General features: G+C 63.9%; 23 protein-coding genes. 19 read left to right on the top strand and 4 right to left on the bottom strand.

Going from position 1 to position 23,997, the window contains the following annotated elements; all coding sequences use genetic code 11:
- Window positions 1–8: 8 nt before the first annotated feature.
- Both WIMU1_RS11395 and WIMU1_RS11400 read left to right on the top strand, forming a co-directional pair.
- On the top strand, window positions 9–665 hold the full coding sequence (locus WIMU1_RS11395) for a TetR/AcrR family transcriptional regulator (protein WP_084248168.1): 657 nt from the start codon (window positions 9–11) through the stop codon (window positions 663–665).
- Between the two features lie 17 nt (window positions 666–682).
- Window positions 683–1,342, top strand: a complete 660-nt coding sequence (locus WIMU1_RS11400) for a TetR/AcrR family transcriptional regulator (RefSeq protein ID WP_158599245.1) — start codon at window positions 683–685, stop codon at window positions 1,340–1,342.
- Here WIMU1_RS11400 and WIMU1_RS11405 read toward each other — a convergent pair.
- On the bottom strand, window positions 1,329–2,123 hold the full coding sequence (locus WIMU1_RS11405) for a crotonase/enoyl-CoA hydratase family protein (RefSeq protein WP_023961206.1): 795 nt from the start codon (window positions 2,121–2,123) through the stop codon (window positions 1,329–1,331). The genes WIMU1_RS11400 and WIMU1_RS11405 overlap by 14 nt on opposite strands.
- Window positions 2,124–2,225: 102 nt before the next feature.
- Between WIMU1_RS11405 and WIMU1_RS11410 the strand changes: the two genes are divergently transcribed.
- The 5 genes from WIMU1_RS11410 (at window position 2,226) to WIMU1_RS11430 (ending at window position 7,362) form a co-directional block, all read left to right on the top strand.
- Window positions 2,226–3,863, top strand: coding sequence for an acyl-CoA synthetase (locus tag WIMU1_RS11410; RefSeq protein ID WP_062797197.1), 1,638 nt, complete (start codon window positions 2,226–2,228; stop codon window positions 3,861–3,863).
- Window positions 3,864–3,866: 3 nt separating this feature from the next.
- A complete protein-coding gene (locus WIMU1_RS11415; RefSeq protein WP_062797199.1) occupies window positions 3,867–4,997 on the top strand; it encodes an NAD(P)H-dependent flavin oxidoreductase in 1,131 nt (376 codons plus the stop codon).
- 91 nt (window positions 4,998–5,088) lie between these two features.
- Window positions 5,089–5,511: a DUF1810 domain-containing protein gene (locus WIMU1_RS11420; RefSeq protein ID WP_062797200.1), complete on the top strand. Its 423-nt coding sequence runs from the start codon at window positions 5,089–5,091 to the stop codon at window positions 5,509–5,511.
- Window positions 5,512–5,687: 176 nt separating this feature from the next.
- On the top strand, window positions 5,688–6,485 hold the full coding sequence (locus tag WIMU1_RS11425) for an enoyl-CoA hydratase (protein ID WP_084248169.1): 798 nt from the start codon (window positions 5,688–5,690) through the stop codon (window positions 6,483–6,485).
- A 7-nt stretch (window positions 6,486–6,492) separates the two neighbouring features.
- Complete coding sequence (locus WIMU1_RS11430; protein WP_243404593.1) at window positions 6,493–7,362, top strand: SDR family oxidoreductase; 870 nt, start codon at window positions 6,493–6,495, stop codon at window positions 7,360–7,362.
- A gap of 58 nt (window positions 7,363–7,420) precedes the next feature.
- Here the strand turns inward: WIMU1_RS11430 and WIMU1_RS11435 are convergent, their stop codons facing one another.
- From WIMU1_RS11435 to WIMU1_RS11445, 3 genes are all read right to left on the bottom strand, one after another.
- Window positions 7,421–8,995: a long-chain-fatty-acid--CoA ligase gene (locus WIMU1_RS11435; protein WP_062797206.1), complete on the bottom strand. Its 1,575-nt coding sequence runs from the start codon at window positions 8,993–8,995 to the stop codon at window positions 7,421–7,423.
- Window positions 8,996–8,999: 4 nt separating this feature from the next.
- A complete protein-coding gene (locus WIMU1_RS11440) occupies window positions 9,000–10,133 on the bottom strand; it encodes an acyl-CoA dehydrogenase family protein (protein ID WP_062797208.1) in 1,134 nt (377 codons plus the stop codon).
- Between the two features lie 85 nt (window positions 10,134–10,218).
- The gene (locus WIMU1_RS11445; protein ID WP_023961216.1) at window positions 10,219–11,406 is read right to left on the bottom strand and encodes an acyl-CoA dehydrogenase family protein; all 1,188 of its coding nucleotides are present in this window, start codon (window positions 11,404–11,406) and stop codon (window positions 10,219–10,221) included.
- A gap of 141 nt (window positions 11,407–11,547) precedes the next feature.
- Between WIMU1_RS11445 and WIMU1_RS11450 the strand changes: the two genes are divergently transcribed.
- From WIMU1_RS11450 to WIMU1_RS11505, 12 genes are all read left to right on the top strand, one after another.
- On the top strand, window positions 11,548–11,739 hold the full coding sequence (locus tag WIMU1_RS11450) for a ferredoxin (RefSeq protein ID WP_030172694.1): 192 nt from the start codon (window positions 11,548–11,550) through the stop codon (window positions 11,737–11,739).
- A gap of 160 nt (window positions 11,740–11,899) precedes the next feature.
- Window positions 11,900–12,790 carry a 3-oxoacyl-ACP reductase gene (locus WIMU1_RS11455; RefSeq protein WP_062797210.1) on the top strand — a complete coding sequence of 297 codons (891 nt, stop codon included), beginning with the start codon at window positions 11,900–11,902 and terminating at the stop codon, window positions 12,788–12,790.
- Window positions 12,791–13,081: 291 nt separating this feature from the next.
- A complete protein-coding gene (locus WIMU1_RS11460; RefSeq protein ID WP_031333039.1) occupies window positions 13,082–13,846 on the top strand; it encodes an MlaE family ABC transporter permease in 765 nt (254 codons plus the stop codon).
- Between the two features lie 5 nt (window positions 13,847–13,851).
- Window positions 13,852–14,703, top strand: a complete 852-nt coding sequence (locus WIMU1_RS11465; RefSeq protein WP_062797212.1) for an MlaE family ABC transporter permease — start codon at window positions 13,852–13,854, stop codon at window positions 14,701–14,703.
- Window positions 14,704–14,705: 2 nt separating this feature from the next.
- The gene (locus WIMU1_RS11470) at window positions 14,706–15,884 is read left to right on the top strand and encodes an MCE family protein (protein WP_062797214.1); all 1,179 of its coding nucleotides are present in this window, start codon (window positions 14,706–14,708) and stop codon (window positions 15,882–15,884) included.
- A 47-nt stretch (window positions 15,885–15,931) separates the two neighbouring features.
- Window positions 15,932–16,993: an MCE family protein gene (locus WIMU1_RS11475; RefSeq protein WP_062797216.1), complete on the top strand. Its 1,062-nt coding sequence runs from the start codon at window positions 15,932–15,934 to the stop codon at window positions 16,991–16,993.
- Window positions 16,993–18,186: an MCE family protein gene (locus WIMU1_RS11480; RefSeq protein WP_062797632.1), complete on the top strand. Its 1,194-nt coding sequence runs from the start codon at window positions 16,993–16,995 to the stop codon at window positions 18,184–18,186. The genes WIMU1_RS11475 and WIMU1_RS11480 overlap by 1 nt, the downstream gene beginning before the upstream one ends.
- Window positions 18,186–19,451: an MCE family protein gene (locus WIMU1_RS11485; RefSeq protein WP_062797218.1), complete on the top strand. Its 1,266-nt coding sequence runs from the start codon at window positions 18,186–18,188 to the stop codon at window positions 19,449–19,451. The genes WIMU1_RS11480 and WIMU1_RS11485 overlap by 1 nt, the downstream gene beginning before the upstream one ends.
- Window positions 19,451–20,746, top strand: a complete 1,296-nt coding sequence (locus tag WIMU1_RS11490; protein WP_062797220.1) for an MCE family protein — start codon at window positions 19,451–19,453, stop codon at window positions 20,744–20,746. The genes WIMU1_RS11485 and WIMU1_RS11490 overlap by 1 nt, the downstream gene beginning before the upstream one ends.
- Window positions 20,743–22,215, top strand: coding sequence for an MCE family protein (locus WIMU1_RS11495; RefSeq protein WP_062797221.1), 1,473 nt, complete (start codon window positions 20,743–20,745; stop codon window positions 22,213–22,215). Before WIMU1_RS11490 ends, WIMU1_RS11495 begins: the two co-directional genes overlap by 4 nt.
- Window positions 22,216–22,487: 272 nt before the next feature.
- Complete coding sequence (locus tag WIMU1_RS11500) at window positions 22,488–23,285, top strand: Rv1363c family protein (protein WP_084248170.1); 798 nt, start codon at window positions 22,488–22,490, stop codon at window positions 23,283–23,285.
- Complete coding sequence (locus WIMU1_RS11505) at window positions 23,286–23,915, top strand: hypothetical protein (RefSeq protein ID WP_023961238.1); 630 nt, start codon at window positions 23,286–23,288, stop codon at window positions 23,913–23,915.
- The last annotated feature ends 82 nt before the right edge of the window (window positions 23,916–23,997 follow it).

The following is a 23,997-nucleotide window of genomic DNA, read 5'->3' on the forward strand; positions in this document are numbered from 1 at the left end:
CCACGTCCATGAACGCTGACGCTCCAGTACGTAGATCCAGAGGGCGCCCCAAGGTCGCAGGTCTGGCTGATCAGCGGCGTACCCAGATCATCGAAGCTGCTTTCCGGGTGCTGACGGAGCGCGGCTACGAGGGCACGAGTATCGCCGAGATCGCGCAGGAGGCGGGTATCGGTCAGGGCACCGTCTATCGGTACGTGAGCAGCAAACGTGAACTGCTGGACCACGTGTTCGATTGGGCGGTCGAGCGGTTGTTCCACTCGGTGGATCCGTACTCGATGCTCCTGGACGAGCCGACCTCTCCGACCGAGCTGCTCCGACGGTTCCAGATCATCGCCGATCGGCTGTACGACCTCATCGACGAAGATCCCGCGATGCTGAGGCTGATCGGGGTGCAGGCCAGCGCCATCGACAAGGAACTCAAGGCCAGGGTCGTCGGCCTCGAGGGAATGCTGAATGCCGTTGTACTGCAATCGCTCACGCAGGCGATCGAGCACGGATGGCTGGTGTTGTCCACGGCTCAGAAGCCGGTGGTCGCCCGGATGTTGATGATGATGTCGCTTCCCGGCGTCGTGATGTCGCTGCGGCGGGGCATCGATGTGGCACAACGCGGCCGGTACGTCGACGGCGCCGCCGAAATTGCTCTGCACGGAATTCTGAAACGATAGAAAGGCTGGATGAAACAGTGGTGCAGCCTACGGTGCGGTCGGATACCCGACGCACCCGGAAGCGTCGGATCCAACTGCTGGACGCGGCACTGGAGACGTTCGTCGAGCGGGGATACAGCGATGTCGGGGTCGCCGAGATAGTTGCCCGGATCGGTTGCAGCCACGGCACTTTCTACAACTACTTCGACAACAAGCGCGACGCTCTCGATGCATTGCTGTCACGCGAACTCGCCGAGATGGTCGCCGTGGCCGAGTTGCACCGTCCGCGTCCGCGCACGCGCGAAGAGTTCATCACCGGGCTCGGTGAGCTGGTCGGACGCCTGCTCGAATACGCGCTCGAGCGCCCGCACGTCTTGACGTTCCTCGCCATGGAGGCCCCGGGCATCGACGCGGCCGCGATGGAGACGTTGGCAGGCAGCTACGCCCAACTGGGGCATCTGTGTGGGCAGTACATCCGCCACGGCATCGAGGACGGCTATCTCCGGGACGGACTCGACATCGACGTCGCAGGCGAAGCGGTGCTGTCGTGCCTGATGGGCGCGGTTCTGCCGATCATCTTGGACAACAGTGCGGTGGTCGACATCGATGCCACCGCCGAGACGGTGGTCGAGTTCGTCTGTTACGGGTTGAACGGACTGGACGCGACCACCGCGGCAGGTATCGCTACTGGCCGGTGAACTCGGGGGTTCGCTTCTCCGCGAACGCTTTCGGTCCGATCTTGGCGTCCTTGCTCATGAACACCTTGACGCCGAGTTCGGCGTCGATCTTGAACGCGTCCTTCTCGTGCATGCCCTCGGTGTCGCGGATGGCCTTGAGGATCGCCTGCACGGCGAGCGGCCCGTTCGCGGCGATCTGCGCGGCGATGTCGAGGGCTTTGTCGAGCGCGGTGCCATCGGGCACCACGTGGCCTATCAGCCCGTAGTCCAGCGCTTCCTGGGCGGTGATGTGCCGGCCGGTGAGCAGTATCTCGGCGGCGACGGTGTACGGAATCTGCCGAACCAGGCGAACTGCACTGCCGCCGAGTGGGTACAGGCCCCATTTGGCCTCGGACACACCGAATTTCGCGCTCTCGCCGGCAACCCGGATGTCGGTGCCCTGCAGGATCTCGGTGCCACCGGCGATCGCGGGGCCCTCGACGGCCGCGATGACGGGCTTGGTCACCCTGCGGCCCTTGAGCAGGGAGTCGAGCATGTTCGGATTGAAGCCGCCGCTCTTGAATGAGTCACCGGGAGCGGACTTGTTCATGTTCTTCAGGTCGGCGCCGGCACAGAAGTAGCCACCCGCGCCGGTCAGGATCACGGTGCGGATCTCGTTGTCCTCATCGGCCTGGTCCCAGGCCTCTCCCATGATGGCCAACATGTCGCCCGACAGGGCGTTGCGGACTTCGGGCCTGTTCATCGTGACGATCAACGTGTGATCGCGCTTCTCGACGAGACAGTGGGGGGCGGAATCAGACATCTGGGCTCCTGAACGATGGCATGACGACGTGACGAAGGCCGTGTGATGCGGATCTCGCCCCGGCCTTGCCACCGAAAGGTAACACGTTCTAGTTTTGGGGGTATGGCTTACAACATCGCCGACCTGATCGAGCATGCCGTCGACCTGATGGGCGACCGCGTGGCTCTCGAGACCGACGGCCGCAGCGAGACCTACACGGAACTGGAACAGCGGGCCAACGGGCTGGCGCACACCCTTCGGGCGCTCGGGGTGGCGCCCGGTGAATCGGTGGGCCTGTACAGCAGAAACGGTATCGAGGCCGTCGAGTCGATGGTCGCGATCTTCAAGGCGAGGGCCGTGATGGTCAACGTCAACTTCCGGTACGTCGAGAGCGAACTCGAACACATCCTCACCGACTCCGACACCAAGGTGCTCATCGTCGAGCGCCAGTACGTCGACAAGGTGGCGAACGTGTTGTCGAAGGCGCCGAAGCTGCGGGCCGTCATCGTCATCGAAGACGGGTCAGATCTCGACATCTCCGCCGTCGAGGGGCTGCCCTATGAGAAGGCGGTTGCCGACGGCGGAACCGAGCGCGACTTCGAGGCGCGGTCGGACGACGACATCTACATGCTCTACACCGGCGGAACCACCGGCAATCCCAAAGGCGTCGTCTGGCGCCAGGAGGATGTGTTCCGGGTGCTCGGTGGTGGGATCGACTGGTACTCCGGTGAACCCATCAACGACGAGTGGCACTTCGCGAAGACGGGGGCCGAAGGTGGGCAGCTCGTCCGATTCCCGATCCCGCCGTTCATCCACGGTGGGTCCCAATGGGCCGTGTTCCAGGCGCTGTTCGGTGGCGGCAAGGCAATCGTCTACCCGGAGTTCGGTGCGCACCAGACTTGGGAGATCGTCGAACGCCACAAGGTGAACGTCATCTTCATCACCGGAGATGCCATGGGGCGCCCCATGATCGACGCTCTCGGCGAGAAGGACTACGACCTCAGCTCGGTGGTGTCGGTGGCGTCGTCTGCCGCGTTGTTCTCGGCGTCGGTCAAGGATCAGTTCATCGACAAGTTCCCGAATGCGATCATCATCGACGCGATCGGATCCTCGGAGACCGGATTCTCGGGGATGGGGATCATCTCCAAGGAGACCTCACACAGCGGCGGCGGTCCGCGCGTCAAGGCCGACCTGTCGACAGTTGTTCTGCGCGAAGATGGTTCGATCATCGAACCCGGCAGTGGCGAGATCGGCATCCTGGCCCGAACCGGGCACATCCCGCTGCGGTACTACAACGATCCGGTGAAGTCGGACAAGACGTTCAAGGTCTACAACGGTGTCCGGTACTCCATTCCGGGTGACCAGGCCCGTGTGGAGGACGACGGCACCGTGACGATGCTCGGCCGCGGGTCGGTGTGCATCAACTCCGGTGGCGAGAAGATCCACCCAGAAGAGGTCGAATCGGCCCTCAAGGCCCACCCCGACGTCTTCGACACCGTTGTGGTGGGTGTGCCCGACGAACGGTACGGGCAGCGGGTCGCCGCGGTGGTGGCCACCCGCGACGGCGTTCGCCCGTCGCTCGAAGACATCAACAAGATCGCTCGCCAGGACATCGCCGGGTACAAATGCCCGCGCTCGGTGTGGTTCGTCGACGAGATCAAGCGGTCGCCCGCCGGAAAGCCGAACTACCGGTGGGGTACCGAGATCACCGAGTCGCGGCCTGCCGACGAAAACCTCTCCACTTCTTCACGAAAGGCCTAACCGGTGCGTACCTCCCTGTCAGACGAGTTCGGGATCGAATACCCGATCTTCGGCTTCACACCGTCGGAGCATGTCGCCGCTGCGATCAGCCGGGCCGGTGGAATGGGCGTGCTCGGTTGCGTCCGGTTCAACGAGGCGGAAGAACTCGACGCCACCCTGGACTGGATGCGCGAGAACACCGACGGCAAACCGTTCGGCGTAGATGTGGTGATGCCGGCGAAGATCCCCACCGAGGGGTCGCAAGTCGACCTCGATTCCATGATCCCGCCGGAGCATCGTGCATTCGTCGAGCGCACTCTGGACGATCTGGGAGTGCCCCCGTTGCCGGACGGTGACCGGGTGAGTGCAGGCGTTCTGGGCTGGCTGCATTCGGTGGCGCGTTCGCACGTCGATGTCGCGATGACGCATGCCGACAAGTACGGGCAGATCAAGCTCATCGCCAATGCGCTGGGCTCGCCGCCCGAGGATGTCATCTCGAATGTGCACTCCCACGGGGTGAAGGTCGCCGCGCTCGCCGGCGCCAAAGAGCATGCCCTGCGCCATGTCTCGGCCGGGGTCGACCTGGTGATCGCGCAAGGGCACGAGGCGGGCGGTCACACCGGTGAGGTGACGTCCATGGTGTTGTGGCCAGAAATCGTTGACGCCGTAGGGGATGCGGCGCACGTGTTGGCAGCCGGAGGGGTCGGCAGCGGTCGTCAGATCGCTGCCGCGCTGGCCATGGGCGCCACCGGGGTGTGGATGGGCACCTACTGGTTGACCGCCGCGGAGTACCAGCTCGGCGTGCGGGGCGCCGGGCCGTCGGTGATCCAGCAGGCGATCCTGAACGCGACGTCACGCGACACCGTGCGCCGCCGCATCTACTCGGGCAAGCCCGCTCGACTGCTCAAGACGAAGTGGACCGACGCCTGGGATGCCGAGAACGCGCCCGAGCCGCTGCCGATGCCGCTGCAGAACATCTTGGTGGCCGAGGCACACGCCCGGATCTCGGGTGCCGACGACCCCGGTGTCGTCGCCATGCCCGCGGGCCAGATCGTCGGCCGGATGAATGCCATCACCCCGACCGAAGAACTGATCAAGGGCCTCGTCGACGAGTACGACGCCGCCGTCGATCGTCTGGAGAAGGCTCGCCACTGACCGAACCGCAGACGTTTGCCGAAGGGGCGATTCGCGCATCCATCTCATGGAGCGAGAGTCGCCCCTTCGACATCCGACGAGAGGTGAGTCCATGACCCGTGACGCCGATCTGAGCCGTTTCATCGAAGCCCAGGAGCCTGTCTACGACCAGGTGGTCGAGGAATTGCGGTCGGGCCGTAAACGCACCCACTGGATGTGGTTCGTCTTCCCGCAGATCGACGGGCTCGCGCACAGTGCCACCGCAAAGCACTACGCCATCGCCGATCTGCGCGAGGCGCGGGCATATCTCGCGGACGAGGTGCTCGGACCGCGTCTGTACGAATGCACCCAGTTGGTAGCCGACATCGACGGGCGGTCTGCCGAGGAGATCTTCGGCCACCCGGACAACCTGAAACTGCGTTCGTCCATGACCATGTTCGCTCAGGCAAGCGGCACCAACGACGTCTTCACGGCCGTCCTGCACAAGTACTTCGGTGGTGAACCCGATACCCGCACCGTCGAGCTGCTGGGCTGAGTCTGACCTTCGCGAGTCTCTCCGCGTGGCCATCACTGACCTGCGCATATGAGCCGAAGTGCGACCTGAGATCGGGGTGAGGACGCCGACCCTTTTCTGGGGACGGGTGTGATCAGATATGGTTCCAGCCATCGGCTCACCGAGTTCCGGGAGTCGTCGGCGCAGGAGGCACAACCATGGCTGCACAGGATTCACCGCTGGTGCTCTCCGAGCGCGTCGAGACCGAGTCCGGCGCCACGGCGATGATCACACTCAACCGGCCTGACGCGCGCAATGCGCTGACCGGGACGTTGATCGTCGCACTCCGTGAAGCACTTGCCGTCGCAGACGCCGACGATTCCGTGCACGCGGTGGTGCTCACCGGTGCCGACCCGGCGTTCTGTGCCGGTGTCGATCTCCGGATGCTCGGTACCGAGGGCGGCTGGGACGAGGTCAACGTTCCTGGCGTGCCACTGGGATTTCCGTGGATACCGCTACGCAAACCTGTCATCGGCGCGATCAACGGCGCCACCGTCACCGGCGGCCTCGAACTCGCACTTGCGTGCGACATCCTCGTCGCCTCCGAGCGTGCCAGGTTCGCCGACACGCATGCCCGAGTCGGGATGATGCCCGCCTGGGGACTGACTGCTCGGCTGCCCGCAGCGGTGGGCTGGGGCTTCGCCCGCCGAATGAGCCTGAGCGGCAACTTCGTCGACGCACCGACGGCCCTGCGGGTCGGTCTGGTCACCGAGGTGGTCGCACACGAAGACCTGTTGTCGTCTGCGTTGTCGCTCGCGGCCGACATCGGCAACAACAACCAGCGTGCGGTGTCGGCGCTTCTCTCGTCGTATCGCGAAGCGCAGCAACACGAACTCGACGCCCAGCTGGCCACCGAGGAACGCAACTCGGCGGCGTGGATGGCAAGTTTTGACCCGGCCCAGGTGGCCGCGGCACGCGACCAGGTGATGAGTCGCGGCCGTCAGCAGATGAATTGAGGAGATCATGGGCAGTCCCATCCAGCGAATGGTGTCGGTGAAACGCGGTCGTACCGGTCGCGCGATCACGTTGCGCGACAAGGTCGTCGTGATCACGGGCGGTGGCCGGGGAATCGGTCTCGCCACGGCAGAACTGCTGCAGGAACGCGGGGCCAAGGTCGTCCTGGGTGACATCGACGAGGAGGTCGTCGGCAAGGCGGCGGCAAACCTCGGCTGCGAGGGATACCCGCTCGACGTCACCAGCGACGAGTCGTTTGCCGCATTCCTCGACCGGGTCGACAAGGAGTTCGGCCGGTTCGACGTGCTGATCAACAACGCCGGCATCATGCCCACCGGTCCGTTTCTGGAGTTCTCCGACTCACTGATCAAGCGCAACTTCGAGATCGATCTGCTCGCCGTGGTCCGTGGCAGCCGACTCGCGGCGCGCCGGATGGTCGAGCGCGGAGACGGGCAGATCGTCAACGTGGCGTCGGTTGCCGGACTGGTGCCGCTGCCCGGACTCAGCATCTACAGCGCCGCCAAGGCCGGCGTCATCGCGTTTTCCGAGGCCCTCGACGGGGAATTGAGCATGCAGGGCGTCCGGGTGCTCACGGTGATGCCGAACTTCACCAAGACCGGCCTCATCGACGGGTTGCAGACCACCGCCCTGATGCCGCCCATCGAGCCCGATGACGTTGCGCGACAGATCGTCCAGAGCATCGAGACCAACCGCGACCGCGTGGTGATCCCGAGGCAGAGCATGGCCACCCTGGGGTGGATGGTGACACCGCGGTTCCTCAAGAACATCTACGGTCGACGCTTCGGTTTCGATTCCATGTTCATGGCCTACGACCAGGACAAGCGATCCAAGTACCTCGAGCGGGTCACCCGCAGCTAGCCGATGATGGTGGCTTCCGGTGAGGCCCACCTGGGCGAATGCTCACCCGAACCCACCACTATCGGGGGTTGGCGACGACGTACTTGAGATCACGGCCTTCGCGCACCCAGGTGGGGGGTGCATCGTCGGAGGCCAACGTGCGCTTGAGGATCTTGAAGGTGTCGGTGCGGGGAAGGTCGTCGACCAACCGAACGCGGGTGGGCCACTGCTTGGGGCCGAGGTCCGACTGTGTGGCCAGAAAACCGGTCAACTGGTCGGCGGTGAGTCCCGGCGCCACCAGCGCCGCCGCGAGTTCGTCACCGACGTCGGCCCGCACGCCGTACACGGCGGCCATGGCGATCGATTCGTGGCGTAGCAGCACCCGTTCGATCGGGCCGGTACCCATGTTCTCGCCGTCCACGCGAACCCAATCACCCAGTCGCCCTGCGAAGTACACGTATCCCCGGTCGTCGACGTAACCGAGGTCGCCGGTGTGATAAATGCCGTCGCGCATGCGTTCGGCGTCGGCGTCGGGATTTCGGTAGTAGCCGGTGAACAGTCCGCCACCTGAGCTGTTGACGATCTCTCCGACGGCTTCGTCGGGGTTCAACAGCTCACCGTGCTCACCGAATCGTGCTGTCTCGCATACCTTGCCTGTGTCCGGGTGCCGAACCTCGGTGGGCGGGACCAGGGGCCCGAGCGCCTCGGACGGAGTGTCAGGGGTACGGGTGATCGAGACCCCGCCCTCGGTGGAACCGAACCCATCGATCACCGTGACTTCGAAACGCTCTGTCACTGCAATGATGTCAGCAGGCGACGCCTCGTTGCCGTACAAGATTCGGAGAGGGTTGTCTTTGTCGTCCGGACGCGGTTCGGTCGCCAGCACGTACGACAATGGTTTGCCCACATAGTTCGCGTAGGTCGCGCCGAAGCGGCGTATGTCATCCAGGAACGCACTGGCTGAGAACCGTCGGCGCAGGGCAACCGACGATCTGCCCCCCACCGCGACCATCCACCCTGCGATGATCGCGTTCGAGTGGAACATCGGCATGGACAGATAGGCAACGTCTTTCGGTCCCAATCCGAACCTGGCGGACAACATGGAACCGCCGACGGCGAACTTGCGGTGACTGCACCGCACCGCTTTGGGGTCCCCGCTGGTCCCCGAGGTGAAGATGAGCATGAGCACTGTGTCGGGGTCGCAGTCCCTGAACGTCACGGGTGCATCCACGTGGGGCTCGAGCAGCCGGGACCATTGCGGGGAGTCGACGTCCAGAACGTGAACTCCGTCCAGATCGACATCCGCCAGCAGACCCGCGGTCGCGTCCTCGACGATGACAACCTGACAGTCCGCGGTGGCGATGTCCCCGGCCAATGCGGCGCCGCGCCGAGTGGGATTGAGGCCCACGATCACGATCTCGCCCATCACAGCGGCCGCGAGCAGGTAGCTGAACTCGGGGATGTTCTCGAGCAGAAGCGCGACATGCCGTGGCTTACCCGGTTCGAGCAATCCGTCGAGCGCGGCCGCCCTTGTCGCCGACAGGCGCAGATGGTCACGCCAACTGACGAATTCGTTCTCGAAGTACAGCCCCGCATCGTCGACGTTCGCGAGCGGCGCCAGCATTTCCCCTACCGTGCCGGGACCATCTGCCATCGTCTCAGGCGGGTTCGGCGGCCAGAGCCGCGCCGATGCGCCGCAGTTGGACAGGCGCCGATCCGAGCGCGAACTCGTTCTGCTTGGCGTGCAGGAAGTAGCGGTGCAGCGGATGGTCGACATCGATTCCGACGCCACCGTGCACGTGGACAGCTGTGTGTGCCACCCGGTGGCCGGCGTCGGCGGCCCAGAACTTGGCCGTGGCAAGCTCTTTGCCCGCTTCGAGGTGTTCGGACACCATCCAGGCGGCTTGCAGGGTGGTGAGCTTGAGTCCACGGACGTCGATGTAGGCGTCGGCGAGCCGCTGCGCGACAGCCTGGAACGACCCGATCGCCCGGCCGAACTGTTCCCGCTCGCGACCGTAGTCTGCCGTGAGTTCCAGAGCCCGTTCGAGCACCCCGGTTTGTTCGGCACACAGGGCCAGCGTCATCCGGTCGCGGAGAAAGGCGACCGCAGCGGTACCGGCGGATCCGAGCACGCGGGAGCGGTCGACCCGGACCCCGTCGAGTTCCACTGCGGCGCTGGGCGTCAACCCGGTGGACGGGGTGGGTGTGATGGTGACACCCGGGGTCGTGGCATCCACCACGAACACCGAAACCCCATCGGGGCCCTGCGCGTTGACCACCACGGCATCGGCGACCTCGGCGTACGGCACGTTCACCTTGAGGCCTCGAAGAATCCAGTCGTCGCCCTCGGCGGTGGCCGTGGTGACCGGCTCGAGTGGGTCGTCGGCGAGATCCTCGTCGAGCGCCACCGTGATCAGCTTCTGACCCGACAGCAGATCCGACAGCCACTGCTGCTTGAGGGCGTCGGTCCCGAATTCGGCGACGGCGGGGATCGCGGCGATGGCAACCGGACCGAACGGAACCGGGGCCAGGACTCTGCCGAGTTCTTCGGCCACAGCCACGTTGTCGACGATGGTGAGCCCCGCGCCACCGACCTCTTCGGCGAGTTCGACCCCGAGGAGCCCGGAGGACGCCAGCTGCGACCACAACTCTCGGTCGAAGGCGACCGTGGTGGCCCCAGCCGAGGTGTCACCCTGCAGTTGGACGAGGCGGTCGGTTGTCACCAGCTTCTTGGCGATGTCGCGGGTGAGCCCGGCGAGATCGGTGGTCTGTTCACTGCGATGAAAATCCATGGTGTGCTTCCTGATTCCTCGGTGAGACGGTGGCGCCGCCGGAAGTGGTGCCTGCCAGGGTCGGTTCGGTGGCGATCCGGACCGGTCAGCGGCGGGCGGGGGGCTGGCCGAGGGCGAGCATCGCGATGATGTCGCGCTGGATCTCGTTGGTGCCGCCGCCGAAGGTCAGGATCAGCGATGAGCGGTGGAAACGTTCGAGTCGACCACGCAGATGTGTGCCTGCGCTGCCCTGACGCAGTGTCGCCGAAGGCCCCAGGACCTCCATCAGCAAACGGTAGGCCTCGGTGGCGAACTCGGTGCCGAAGACCTTGGTGGCCGAGGCGTCCGCGGGCGAAGGTGATCCGCCCCCGGTGGCCTCGGAAGCGATGTTCCAGTTGATCAGCTTGAGGAACTCCACCTTGGCGTGCACCTTGGCGAGATTCATCTGGACCCACTCGTTGTCGATGACCCGCTGGCCGCGAGCATCTTTGGTGTTCTGCGCCCATTCGACCGTCTCGCGCAAGGCGGTCTGGATCGGTGCGGCGCTACAGAGTGACACCCGTTCGTTGTTGAGTTGGTTGGTGACCAGCGGCCAACCGCCGTTGAGTTCACCCACCAGGGCGTCGGCGGGTACCCGGACGTTCTCGTAGTAGGTGGCGCTGGTGTCCACACCGGACATGGTGTGCACAGGTGTGTAGGAGAAGCCCTCGACGTCGGTCGGGACGATGAGCATCGAGATGCCCTTGTGCTTCTTCGCCTCCGGGTCGGTACGGCAGGCCAGCCAGATGTAGTCGGCGTACTGGATGAGGCTGGTCCACATCTTCTGGCCGTTGATGACGAAGTCATCGCCGTCGCGGACGGCGGTGGTGCGCAGCGACGCGAGGTCGGTGCCTGCGCCAGGTTCGGAGTAGCCGATGGAGAAGTGCACGTCGCCGGACGCGATCGGCGGCAGGTACTTGGCCTTCTGCTCTTCGGTGCCGAAGTGCATGATCGTCGGCGCCACGGAGTTGATGGTCAGGAACGGCACCGGTGCTCCGGCTATCGCCGCCTCGTCGGTGAAGATCAGCTGATCCATCATCGAACGATCCTGGCCGCCGTACTCTTTGGGCCAGCCCAGCGCCAGCCAGCCGTCGCGGCCCATCTCACTGACGACCTCGCGATAGACGTTGCCCTCGCCGAACTCGCCAGATGTCGATGAGAGTGCCGCTCGCCGCTCCGGCGTGATCAACTTGGAGAAGTACGCCCGGAGTTCGCGCCGAAGTTCCTGTTGCTGGTCGGTGTAGGCAATACGCATCGGTGCTCCAAGGTTTCGGGTGCGCGTGGGAGCCGACCGGACCAATCCGGTCGCACTCTTCTATAACACGTTCTAACCTGTAAGTTGGCTGCCCGTCAACAAGTGGCCACCGTGGCCAGGCGATGGAAGGAAACTCATCTCATGAAGATCAAAGCCGATTTCGATCTCTGCGAGTCCAACGGTGTGTGCGTGGGGATGGCGCCGGACGTTTTCGATCTCGACGACGACGATTACCTGGTGATTCTTCAGGAGGACGTTCCCGAAGAGCGGCGCGAGGAGATGCGCCAGGTGGTCGGCAGTTGCCCCAAGTCGGCTCTGTCGATCGAGGAATGACCGGTGGTTGCGGGCGGGTGTCGGATCGCTCGCAACCTGTGAATATCTTCAAACATTTGGCACAGAGTGAGAACACGTTCTACATTTGCGAGCAGACGTAGCCGGGAACCGTGGCCTGTGAGTGCGGTCCCGCGCAGCAACGCCGAGATGGAGGACGTTCGTGAGTGATCTGGATGGTCGCGTAGCCGTTGTGACCGGAGCTGGTGCGGGCCTGGGTCGCGCCGAGGCGATCGGCCTCGGTGCACTCGGCGCCACGGTGATCGTGAACGACCTCGCCGGCGCCCTGGACAAGAGCGACGTGCTCGACGAGATCAAGGCCGCCGGCGGGGTGGGAGTGCCTGTCGCCGGCGACATCTCGGATTCTGCGACGACCACCGAGATCATGCGGGTCGCCACCGAGGAACACGGTGGCCTGCACGTCGTGATGAACAACGCCGGTCTCGTTCGCGACAAGATGTTGTTCAACATGACCGACGACGACTGGGACCTGGTGATCCGCGTGCACCTGCGTGGTCACTTCCTGATGAGCCGCAACGCAGGCGCGTACTGGCGCGGTGAGTCCAAGAAGGCCGGCGAGCCGGTGTTCGGCCGGCTGATCAACACCTCGAGCGAAGCCGGACTGACCGGTCCTGTCGGACAGGCCAATTACGGTGCGGCAAAAGCCGGTATCACCTCGTTGACCTTGACGGCCGCGCGTGGACTGTCCGCCTATGGCGTGCGTTCCAACGCCATCTGCCCCCGTGCTCGCACGGCCATGACCGAGGGCACTTTCGGTGAGGCGCCCGACGGCACCGTCGATCCTCTGTCCACCGACCATGTGGTCACCCTCGTGCAGTACCTTGCCGGTCCGGACTCCGACGGGGTCAACGGTCAGGTGTTCGTCGTCTACGGTCCGAAGGTCACCCTGATGGCGGCGCCCACGGTGGAGCAGACGTTCGAAGCGGGCGGCGACGCCTGGGACCGATCGGATCTCTCCAAGACGATGTCCGAGTACTTCGTCGGACGCGATCCGGACGCCACGTTCTCGGCCGGCAAAGCGCTGTTCGGTTAGCGCCGCAAACCTTCTTGACCGGGGGTTTCGACACTCCCTGTGAACGCTTCGAATAAGCCGATTCGAGCAACTGGACATGTGATAAGTTCGCGACGAACCACCCGGAACTGCAGTAATCCCTCACGGATCGAACCGGTGGAACGTGTTATAAAACGAAGGCGTCGGGGATGGCTTCGAAGGGGAAAACTTCCTAATTGACAGTCTGACGATTCCTCCACATCAGAACTAGAACACGTTATGATCGAGCAGCCTCGTTCGATCCGGGTCTTTGCCGCAGTTAAAGGAGAGTTGGTGAACCGTAGACTGGCTGTCCCGTTCGAGAGCGTGGGCGATTTCGTTGCGATGAGCGTCAGCGCGGCACGTGAACTCTTCCGCCCGCCGTTCCAGTGGCGCGAGACAATCGAACAGTCGTGGGCGATCGCCCGGGTGTCGATGGTCCCCACTGTCCTCGTGGCGATCCCGTTCACCGTTCTGGTGAGTTTCACCCTCAACATCTTGCTTCGCGAGCTCGGCGCACAGGACCTCTCTGGCGCGGGCGCGGCACTGGGCACCATCACCCAGATCGGCCCGATCGTCACCGTGCTGATCGTGGCAGGCGCCGGCGCCACGGCCATCTGCGCCGACCTCGGAGCCCGCACGATCCGCGAAGAGATCGACGCGCTCCAGGTTCTGGGCATCGACCCGATCCACCGCCTCGTCGTTCCCCGCGTGATCGCCTCCACGATGGTGGCCATCCTGCTCAACAGCCTGGTGTGCACCATCGGCATCGGCGGTGGATTCGTCTTCTCGGTGTACCTCCAGGACGTGAACCCGGGTGCGTTCATCGCGAACCTCACTCTGCTCACCGGTTTTCCGGAACTGATGATCTCGATGGTGAAGGCGGCGCTCTTCGGACTCGCGGCCGGACTCGTCGGCTGTTACCGCGGTCTGCACGTTGCCGGTGGCGCCAAGGGCGTCGGCGACGCGGTCAACGAAACCGTGGTCTATTCATTCATGGCGTTGTTCGTGGTGAACGTGGTCGTCACCGCCGTGGGCCTCAAAGCGACGGCAGGGTAGCAGCGATGATTCTTCCGGAAACCGTCCGACTACGCTCAACACGCGTGGCGTTCAAACGAGCCAGCGGTGGTTGGGACCGGATCGGCGACCAGGCGTTCTTCTACTGGGACAGCCTGATCAGCATCCCCCGTGCCGTCCGCGGCTACAAGAAGGAGACGCTCCGGCTGATCGCCGAGATCAGCATGGGTTCAGGCGCTCTCGCGATGATCGGCGGCACCGTTGTCGTCGTCGGGTTCCTCACCCTGTTCACCGGCGGAACCATCGCGGTGCAGGGCTACAGCTCGCTGTCGAACATCGGTGTCGAAGCCCTCACCGGATTCTTCTCGGCGTTCATCAACGTCCGTATCGCCGTCCCGGTCATCGCCGGCATCGGTCTGGCCGCCACGATCGGGGCCGGTGCCACGGCCCAGCTCGGCGCCATGCGGGTCAGCGAAGAGATCGACGCCCTCGAAGCGATGTCCATCGCATCCATCCCGTACCTGGTCAGCACGCGCATCGTCGCCGGACTGATCGCGATCGTCCCGCTGTACTCACTGGCATCGGTGGCCTCGTTCCTGGCAAGCCGATTCGCAACGGTCTTCTTGTACGGGCAGTCCTCGGGCGTCTATGACCATTACTTCTCGACATTCCTCATATCCACCGACATCCTCTGGTCGTTTGTGCAGGCGATCTGTATGGCCGTGGCTGTCATGATGATTCACACCTACTACGGCTTCAACGCCTCCGGCGGACCGGTCGGGGTCGGCATCGCGGTCGGTAACGCGGTTCGCGCCTCACTCGTGGTCGTCGTGGTCATCACGTTGCTGACGTCACTGGCGATCTACGGCATCGACGGAAAGTTCAACCTTTCGGGGTAGCCATGTCACAGAGAATCGAACGACCCCAATGGGCCAAGAAGCTCGCGGCCACCTCCATGGTGGTGGCGCTGATCGCCGTCTGCGCGCTGGCCGGTCTCCAGTTCCTGGGCAGCTTTTCCTCGACGGTTCCGGTGACGTTGACCTCTGATCGCGCCGGCCTGGTCATGAACCCCGACGCCAAGGTGCGGCTTCGCGGCGTGGTGGTCGGCCGGGTGGGTGACATCAGTGAATCAGCCGACGGCGTGACGCTGAAGCTGAACATGAACCCCGACCAGCTGAAGTACATTCCGGCGAACGTTCACGCGGACATCAAGTCCAACACGGTCTTCGGTGCGAAGTCGGTCAACCTCGAGATCCCCGAGGACCCGTCCAAGGCGCGGCTTTCCGGTGGCTCCACGATCGAGACCGACCACGTCGTGGTGGAACTGAACACCATCTACCAGCGACTGGTCGACGTGCTCGCCGAGGTGCAGCCGGAGAAACTGAACGCCACCATCGGGGCCATCGACACTGCGCTGTCCGGCCGGGGTGAAGAAATCGGCCAAGGGTTCGCCGACCTCTCCGATCTGCTCCGCAAGACCAACCCGCACCTCGATGCCCTCAGCCGCGACATCGAGGCCGGCGCCGAGTTCACCAACGTCTATGCCGATGTGATGCCTGATCTGCTCAAGGTTGTCGAGAACTTCACGTTCACCGGAAACACGTTGCTGGACAAGTCGTCCGACCTCGACGCGCTCCTGATGAACGTCACCGGAATGGCAGACACGATCAACGGGGTGATCGCACCGTCGAAGGCGACGATCATCTCCACCCTGTCCAACCTGAATCCCACTGCCGCTCTGCTCGGCTACCAGGCACCCGGCCTGGCCTGCTTCATCACCTCCACCGCGGCAGCAGGACAAAAGGCCCTCCCGGTGTTCGGTATCGAAACCGGCTACGTGGCCTTGAACGCCGGACTGTTGCCGGGCAAAGAACCGTACCGGTACCCCGAAGACCTGCCCCGCGTGAACGTGGACGGCCCGCCGACTTGCCAGGACGGTCTGAGCGACCCGGATTCGGCGGCGCACACCGACTTCTACGTCGGCGACAACGCGGCATCCCCGTATCAGCCACGTACGACCGCAAAAGCTGATCCCACCAAGCTCTTTCAGGTCATGTTCGGACCGGTGCCCCGTGGTTGAGACATATGAGGTTTCGTCGATGACCCAGCAGAACAGGAAGGTGTGAGGTGGCGGTCTCGAGAGAGCGCGCGTTTCGCGCCACCGTCATCAAGCTGGGCAGCTTCGCCGTTGTGATGGTGCTGATCTTCGTTGTGCTCGTCGTGGTGTTCAGCCAGTACCGGGGTGGATCCAGTTTCGGCTACAAGGCCACCTTCACCAGTGCCTCGCAGCTCAAATCAGGCAGCAAGGTCCGCATTGCGGGTGTCGAGGTGGGCAAGGTGGGTTCTGTCGGTCTGAACCCGGACAACGAAGCTGTCGTCGAGTTCGATGTGAACGAGAAGTACCGCCTGCCGGAGTCAGCCAGGGCGCTGATCCGTTACGAGAACCTCACCGGTGACCGCTTCCTGGAGATCCAGGAAGGTACGGGGGACCCCTCGGCTCTGATCGGCGACGGCGGATCCATCCCGATCGGTCAGACCGAGCCGGCGCTCGACCTCGACAAACTGCTCGGGGGGTTCAAGCCTCTCTTCCGCACCCTGAATCCCGAAGAGGTGAACGAACTCTCCGCGTCACTCATCCAGGTGTTCCAGGGCCAGGGACCGGCGTTGAGCGAGTTGCTGCGCAACACGGCAACATTCACCGACTCGCTGGCCGATCGGGATCAATTGATCGGGGAGGTGATCGACAACTTGAACACGACGCTGGGCACGATCGACGCCGACAACGCCGGCTTCGACAGTTCGCTCGACCAACTCCAATTACTGATCTCCGGACTGGATTCACAACGCAACGTGATCGGTGAGGCGGTGACAAACGCCTCCGAGGTCACCAACGACCTCAACGACGTGCTGGCCACCAATCGCTCCGACCTCAAATCCATGATCACGGCCACCGGCGAGGTCTCGGACGAGGTACTCAAGGGCGAGCCCTACGTCCGTGGGCTGATCAGCCGACTGCCGGGGGACTTCAAGGCACTGTCGAATCTGGGCAGTTACGGTGCGTGGCTGCAGATCTGGCTGTGCCAGGTCAACTTGATCTTCACCGCTCCCGGCGGCCAGGAGATCGTGTGGAACAACATCGACACCACCGGTGTGAAACAGAACCCGGGTGGGAGGTGTGATCCCCGATGATGGCAGCACTGTTCAAAGGTCAGCGGACCACCGCTGACGAAGCGGATGAGGCCCGCCGCAAGAAGCGTGGCGAACCGGACCGCGCTCGTGTCGGGTTCATCGGCGTACTGATCGCCGCCCTCGTCGTGATCGTCGCGCTGCAGATGGACAAGTTGCCGTTCCTGGCAAACGGCAGCGTGTACACGGCGTACTTCGACGACGCAGGCGGCCTTGCCAGCGGCGACATCGTGGTGGTCTCCGGTGTCGACGTGGGCGCTGTCCAGGGCATCACGCTGGCGGACACCGATGACGGCAAGAAGGCCAAGGTCACCTTCAACATGAGGGACACGGTCCGGGTTGGCGCCAACAGCCAGGCTGCCATCAAGACCGAAACCGTCTTGGGCAGGCGCAATCTCACGTTGATCCCGCACGGCACCGGGCAGCTCAAGCCGGGCGACGAGATCAGCAGTCGCAACACGGTGGCGCCTTACTCGCTGACCGATGCGCTCGAGGGTGCAACCGACACGATCGCCGAGACCGATACCGATCAACTCAACGACGCGCTGAACACGTTGACCGACACGTTCTCCGACACCCCGGAATCGGTCCGTTCCGCTGTCGATGGTGTGGCGCGCCTGTCCAAGGCGATCGCCGACCGCGACGAGTCGCTGGACCAATTGCTCAGTCGCGCATCGTCTGTCACCGACGTCATCGCCAAACGCAGTGGTCAGATCAACACGCTGCTGACCGATGCCAACGCGTTGCTCGGCGAGCTGCAGGCCCGACGGTATGCGCTCGGACAACTGATCTCCGGCACCGAGAACGTGACCGCCCAGATCAGCGGATTCATCAACGACAACAATGCCCAGCTCAAGCCGGTACTCGAGAAGCTGAACGGTGTCCTGGCGATCCTGCAGGACAACCAGGAGACGCTGGCACAGACCCTCGACGAACTCGGCCCCTACGCCAACACACTCGGCGAAGCGGTGGCGAGCGGCCCGTATTTCTCATCGCTCGTCGGCATCCCGACCTTCGGCGACTACACCGAGGTGTTCTTGAACATCATGCAGCAGAAGTACCCTGAGGCCTACCGCGCCTTCCAGTACGCGTTCCCGATCCCGCCGGTCATCTCCACCCGACCGGATGCGGCCAATGACCCGAACTCGACGATCGCGCCGGCTCCGCCGCCCCGCTACCCAGGACCGAACGGGTGATGGGCATGGGACGGTTGAGCAAGCGGTTCTGGCAGGCGATTGCCATCGTCGTGGCCGTGGTGATCGTGCTGGTGGTGGTCTATGTGGGCTTCCAGAAGGTGGCGTACAAGACCTACACCGCCTATTTCGCGAGCGTGAACTCGATGTACGAGGGCGACGCCGTGAAGATCCTCGGCGTCACCGTCGGGTCGGTCAGCAAGATCACCCCCCGCGACGGCGACGTGAAGGTGGAGCTGAAAGTCGATCGCGACCAGACGATCCCGGCTGACGCCGAGGCGCTGGTGGTCGCGCAGTCACTGGTGTCGGGCCGTTTCGTCCAGCTGACCCCGGTGTACGAGGGTGGTCCGGCGTTGAAGGACGGGGGAGCGATCCCGATGGAACGCACCGCCGTGCCCGTCGAGTGGGACGACATCAAGTCCGAATTGACCAAACTGACCGAGGCCGTGGGCCCAGACGGAGCCGATCCGGGCTCCGTGGCCAGGGCAGTCGATGTCGCGGATGCGAACCTCGACGGCAACGGCACCGCCATTCGCCAGTCACTGCAGCAGCTTTCGGATGTGACCAGCACGCTGGCAGACGGTCGCGACGACCTGTTCAACACGATTCGCAATCTGCAGGCGCTGACCGAGGCGCTGTCGCAGAGTCACGAACAACTGGTGCAGTTCAACGGGCGTATCGCATCGGTCAGTCAGGTGCTGGCCGACAACACCGAGAGTCTGAACGGTGCGCTGACCAACCTCGACACGGCGCTCAGTGACGTCAAGAGTTTCATCGACACCAACGGCGCCACCCTCAGTGATTCGGTTGCCCGGCTCGGTGACGCCACCAACGTGCTCGCGCAGAAGGACGAAGAGATCAGAGGGCTGCTGCACTCGGGTCCGACCCAGCTGTCGAACTTCTACAACATCTACAACCCGTTGCAGGGGTCCCTCTCCGGCATCTTCGGACTCGGCATGGGCGGCAACCTGATCAACCTGCTGTGCGGTTCGATCCAGGCCAACGACCGCCCCGGCCAGGAAGGCGATGTCGAGAAGTGCGTCGACGTACTGGCCCCGGTTCTCGCGTCTATCTCCATCAACTACCCTCCCGCACTGATCAATCCGGTCACCGGCATCGACGCCCGACCCGACCAGATCCAGTACCAGAACGCCAGTGTCAAAGCCAGGGCGCAGCAGAGTATCCGCGATCAGGATGCCGAGACCCGCAAGAAGTACAACAACCCCGGCCTCGCGCAACTCCTCGTCCCGTTCGGGGGTGAGGGCTGATGCGTACCGGTTCATCACGAAAGTCGGCTCTGCGCAGCGTTTTCGCGGCAGTGGCGATCAGCACAGCGCTGGTGGCGTCGGGGTGTTCGTTCGACGGGCTGAACTCGTTGCCGGTGCCCGGTGCCGAGGGGACCGGCGCGGGCTCGTATGAGCTGAAAGCGCTGATCCCGAACGCGGCGAACCTGGTTCAGAACGCACCGGTGCTCATCAACGACGCGACGGTCGGCAGTGTCGGCAAGATCGAGGTGAAGAACTGGCAGGCAGAGTTGACGCTGCGGCTGAACAAGGGCACGCAGGTCCCGGTCGGTTCGTACGTCATGGTCGGTCTCACCAGCGTGCTCGGCTCGTTGAACCTTCAGATCGTGCAGCCCGAGGACGCCGACAAGGGGACCATCGCTCCCGGCGGCCAGATCCCGGCGGCGGACTGCCCTGAGCAGTCCAACATCGCCCAGCCGACCAACGCCGAGCCCATCCCCGACATCAACTCGGCGCAGCAGGTGTCCGCGTGTACGTATCCGACCACCGAGCAGGTTCTCAGCTCGCTGTCGGTGGTCCTCAACGGCGGCGGACTCGCGCAGGTCGGTGACATCGTCCACGAGCTCAACACCGCCATGGCGGGACGGCAGGACGTGCTGCGCGATCTGGTGCCACGTCTGAACACGCTGGTCGGCGAACTGAACGTGCAGCGCGAGAACATCATTCGGGCGATGGAAGGCCTGGATCGACTCACCGGCCAGATCAACGAGCAGACCCCGGTTGTCGAACGGGCTCTGGCCGACGGTCCACGGATCCTGAAGCTGCTCGTCGATCAACGGGTGAACTTCACCGATGCGCTGGGGGCCCTGAGCCGGATGAGCCGCACCACGGACGACATCTTGAAGGCGAACTCCGAGGACATCCAGGTGGTTGTCAGCAACCTCGTCCCGGTGCTCGATCAACTGCAGTCCACCGGTCCCTCGTTGACTCAATCGCTGGGGATCCTGCTCACCTTCCCGTTTGCCGAGTCGGCGATTCCGCAGGTGGTCCGCGGCGACTATCTCAACGCCGTGATCAACCTCGACCTCACATTCGGCAGGTTGCAGCGTGGTGCCCTCGCGAGTGTTGGCATCGCGAGCCAGTTCTACGGTCCCGAAGGGATGTTCGGTAAGCCGGCCGGCGCCGCGGGCAGAGGTGACGACCCCTTCACCGGGCCTCTTGCCGATGCCCCGCCTGAGACGAGTCCGACACTTCCGATTGCGCCCCAACCGGAAACACCTGCCGCCGATCAGTCACCAACCGGGGAGGAGGGCCCATGAGGATCACACCGTTTGTCCGCATGCAGCTGGTCATCTTCTCGATCGTGACGACTTTGGCCATCATCGCCGTTGCCGTGTTCTACATCCGGGTGCCCAGCATGGTCGGCGTCGGCGAATACAACGTCGAGGTGGAGTTGCCCAGTACCGGCGGTCTCTACCAGAACGGCAACGTCAGCTACCGCGGGGTCGACGTGGGCAAGGTGCAGTCGGTGACCTTGACCGAAGAGGGTGTGACAGCAAAACTCTCGATCAACTCGGACACCAAGATCCCCGACAACTCCACCGCATCGGTGCACAGTGTCTCGGCGGTTGGCGAGCAGTACCTCGAGTTCATGCCAAAACCAGGCGTCGAGTCGACCGGCAATCTGCAGGACGGTGCCGTGATCGAGGGCGGTACGGTCCCTGTCGAGGTCGGCACGCTGCTCGACCAGGCCAACGGGCTGCTCGAACGTGTGCAGGACACACAGCTGCGCCGGGTGATGGACGAGGCCTTCAACGCATTCAACGGCACGGGTGAGGACCTGCAGCGACTGCTGGACTCGATGGCCCTGCTCGTGGGTGACGCGAACAAGAACTCGGATGCCATCGTCAAGCTCATCGAGCAGGCGGCGCCGTTGTTGGAGACGCAGACGGCAACGGTGGACGACATCCGCGCCTGGACTGCGAATCTTGCCAACGTGACAGATCAGCTGCGGGCCAACGATCCTCAACTGAGGGACATCCTGCAGAAGGGCCCTGGGGTCGCGAAGCAGACCCAGGAACTGTTCGCGTCGATGAATCAGACGCTGCCTCTGATGTTCTCGAACCTGAACACCACTGCTCGCACCCTTGCGATCTACCACCCGAACCTACGGCAGATCGTGGTGATCTACCCTCGGTTGATCGCCTCGCTCATCACCGCACTGAACACCGAAGACGCCCGTAACGGCGCCAACGTCGACTTCGCGCTGGGTTTCCAGGATCCGGGTACCTGCACGGTGGGCTACCTGCCGATGACCCCGGACCGCAATGCTTCGGCTCAGACCCCCCGTGAACTGCCACCCGGAATGTTGTGCCGGGTGCCGCAGGATTCCAATCTCGGTGTGCGCGGTACCCGTAACTTCCCGTGTGTGGAGATCCCCGGCCGTCGGGCGTCGACGCCGGCGGAGTGCCGGACCGGCTACGTTCCCATCGGTGAGAACGTGCCCCTGCCGCGCGGTTTGCCGGGAATCGATGTGCCGCAAGGGTTCCTGACCAGTGCCGGGCCGGGCGCCGACGACGGTAGCCCGGCCGTGTACGCGACGACCTACGATCCGGTCAGCGGTGACTACATCGGTCCCGACGGAAAAACCTACAATGCCGGAACCGGGTCTGCGACGGCCCAGGGGGATTCTGGTACGAGTGGTGGAACCGGTACAACGGGTACCGGGGCGCAACCGCAGGAAGACAACAGCCAATGGCAGAGCCTGATCACGGGAACCGTGAGGTGACGGGACCCGGAGACGAAGCGGAGCGGAGCTCGACCAACGGGTCCGGAGACGAAGCGGAGCGGAGCTCGACCAACGGGTCCGGAGACGAAGCGGAGCGGAGCTCGACCGATGCTCCCGGAGACGAAGCGGAGCGGAGCTCGACCAGTGTTTCTGGCGACGAGGCCAAGCGGAAGCGTCGGCGAGCGAGCCGGCCTGCCGGGCCTCCGCAGGAGGTCGGGAAGACTGAGCCGGCGACGAATCCAGGTGTAGCGGACGGGCAGGACCCGGGCGATGTGCCTTCTTCCGGAGACAAACCGGGCAAGGTGAAGCCGACCGGAAAGCCGGTCAAGTCCGCACCGGTGGGACGCAAGCGTAAGTCAGCTCCCACTCCGCCTGCGTCCAAAGCCGCGGCCGCGTCCGACGATGTCGGCGGGTCTACGGAACCGTCCACGGACGACGACGTTGTCGTCTCGACGGGGGTCTCCTACCGCGAACGTCGATCGGCGGCTCGCGGCGACTCCGGCCGGCCACGGAAGACCAAGGGACGGGTACGCAAAGCGGATCGGCCCTCAACGGCTGCGAAGAAGCGTGTGGGTCTGCGCGGGATGGGTGTGGTCCTGGCTGCGATCACCGCCGTCGGTCTGATCGCGGCGATGGCTGTGGCGTCCACCCTGTTCGTGTTGGGTACCAAGAAGATCGATGACCGCAATGAACTGCGGGCTGAGTACTCGGCTTTCGCGCGGCAGATGGTCACCAACCTGACAACCTTGAATCCGCAGAACATCGACGGCGCGATCAAGTCGTTCCAGGACGACACGAGTGGCAAGGCGATGGAGCAGGTCGGCCAATCCGTCCAGCAGACCGTCAACATGATCAAGTCCGAGAATGTGTCGACCAAGGGCGCGGTGATCTCCGAGGCCGTCACTGCGAGTGACAGCAGTACCGCGTCGGTGATCATGGTCTTCAGCTGGGAGATGAACCAGCCCAACGTGACTGATCAGCAGACGGTGTTGCAGGTGTTCAGATGGAAGTTGGAGATCACGCGTATCAACGGTGAACTCAAACTCACCAACGTCGAGTGGGTGACCTAGATGTCGCGTCGATTCTTGTTGTGGACCGTGTCGGTGCTGACCGTCTGTCTTCTGGTGGCCGGTGCCATCATCACGACGATCGTGGGTCTGCACTACCGAGACACCAAACTCGCCGAGGACGCCCGCGGTGAGGCGCTGGAGGCAGGCAAGCAGACAGCGACATTGATGTTCGGCTACCAACCCGACAATGTCGAGCAGCACGTGGCCGATACGCGAAAGTCGTTGTCGGGCCCGGCTGAGCAGCAGTACGACGAGATCATCAAAGAGGCGAACCTCGTTGCGGAAGTGCAGAAGCAACAGGTCAAATCTGAGGTGTCCATTCAGGACGCCGGTGTTGTCACGTCGAGCCGCGACAAGGCGTTGCTGCTGATCTTCATGAACCAGTCGGTCACCAAAGGCGGTAAGGATTTGGTGTCGGTCAACGCCAGTCGGCTGCAGTACTCGATGGAACGGTCGGGCGACAAGTGGCTGGTGACCAACATCGACATCCTCACCGACGATTCGGTGAAGGCCCGACTGGCGGAAGAAGGCGACAAGCCCGGTGCGTCGTCGGTGCCGGTTCCGGTGCCATCGGAACCAGCGCCTCCCCAGAGCCCGGCACCTGCCGAGACGCCGGTGCCCACCCCCTGAGCGGTACTAGCCCTAATCATCAGTCAGGCCCCCCGATCGTGAATCGGGGGGCCTGACTGATGTCGGAGGTTCTGGCAGTTCC

Source organism: Williamsia muralis NBRC 105860 (genome assembly GCF_001598915.1).
Lineage (GTDB): Bacteria > Actinomycetota > Actinomycetes > Mycobacteriales > Mycobacteriaceae > Williamsia > Williamsia muralis.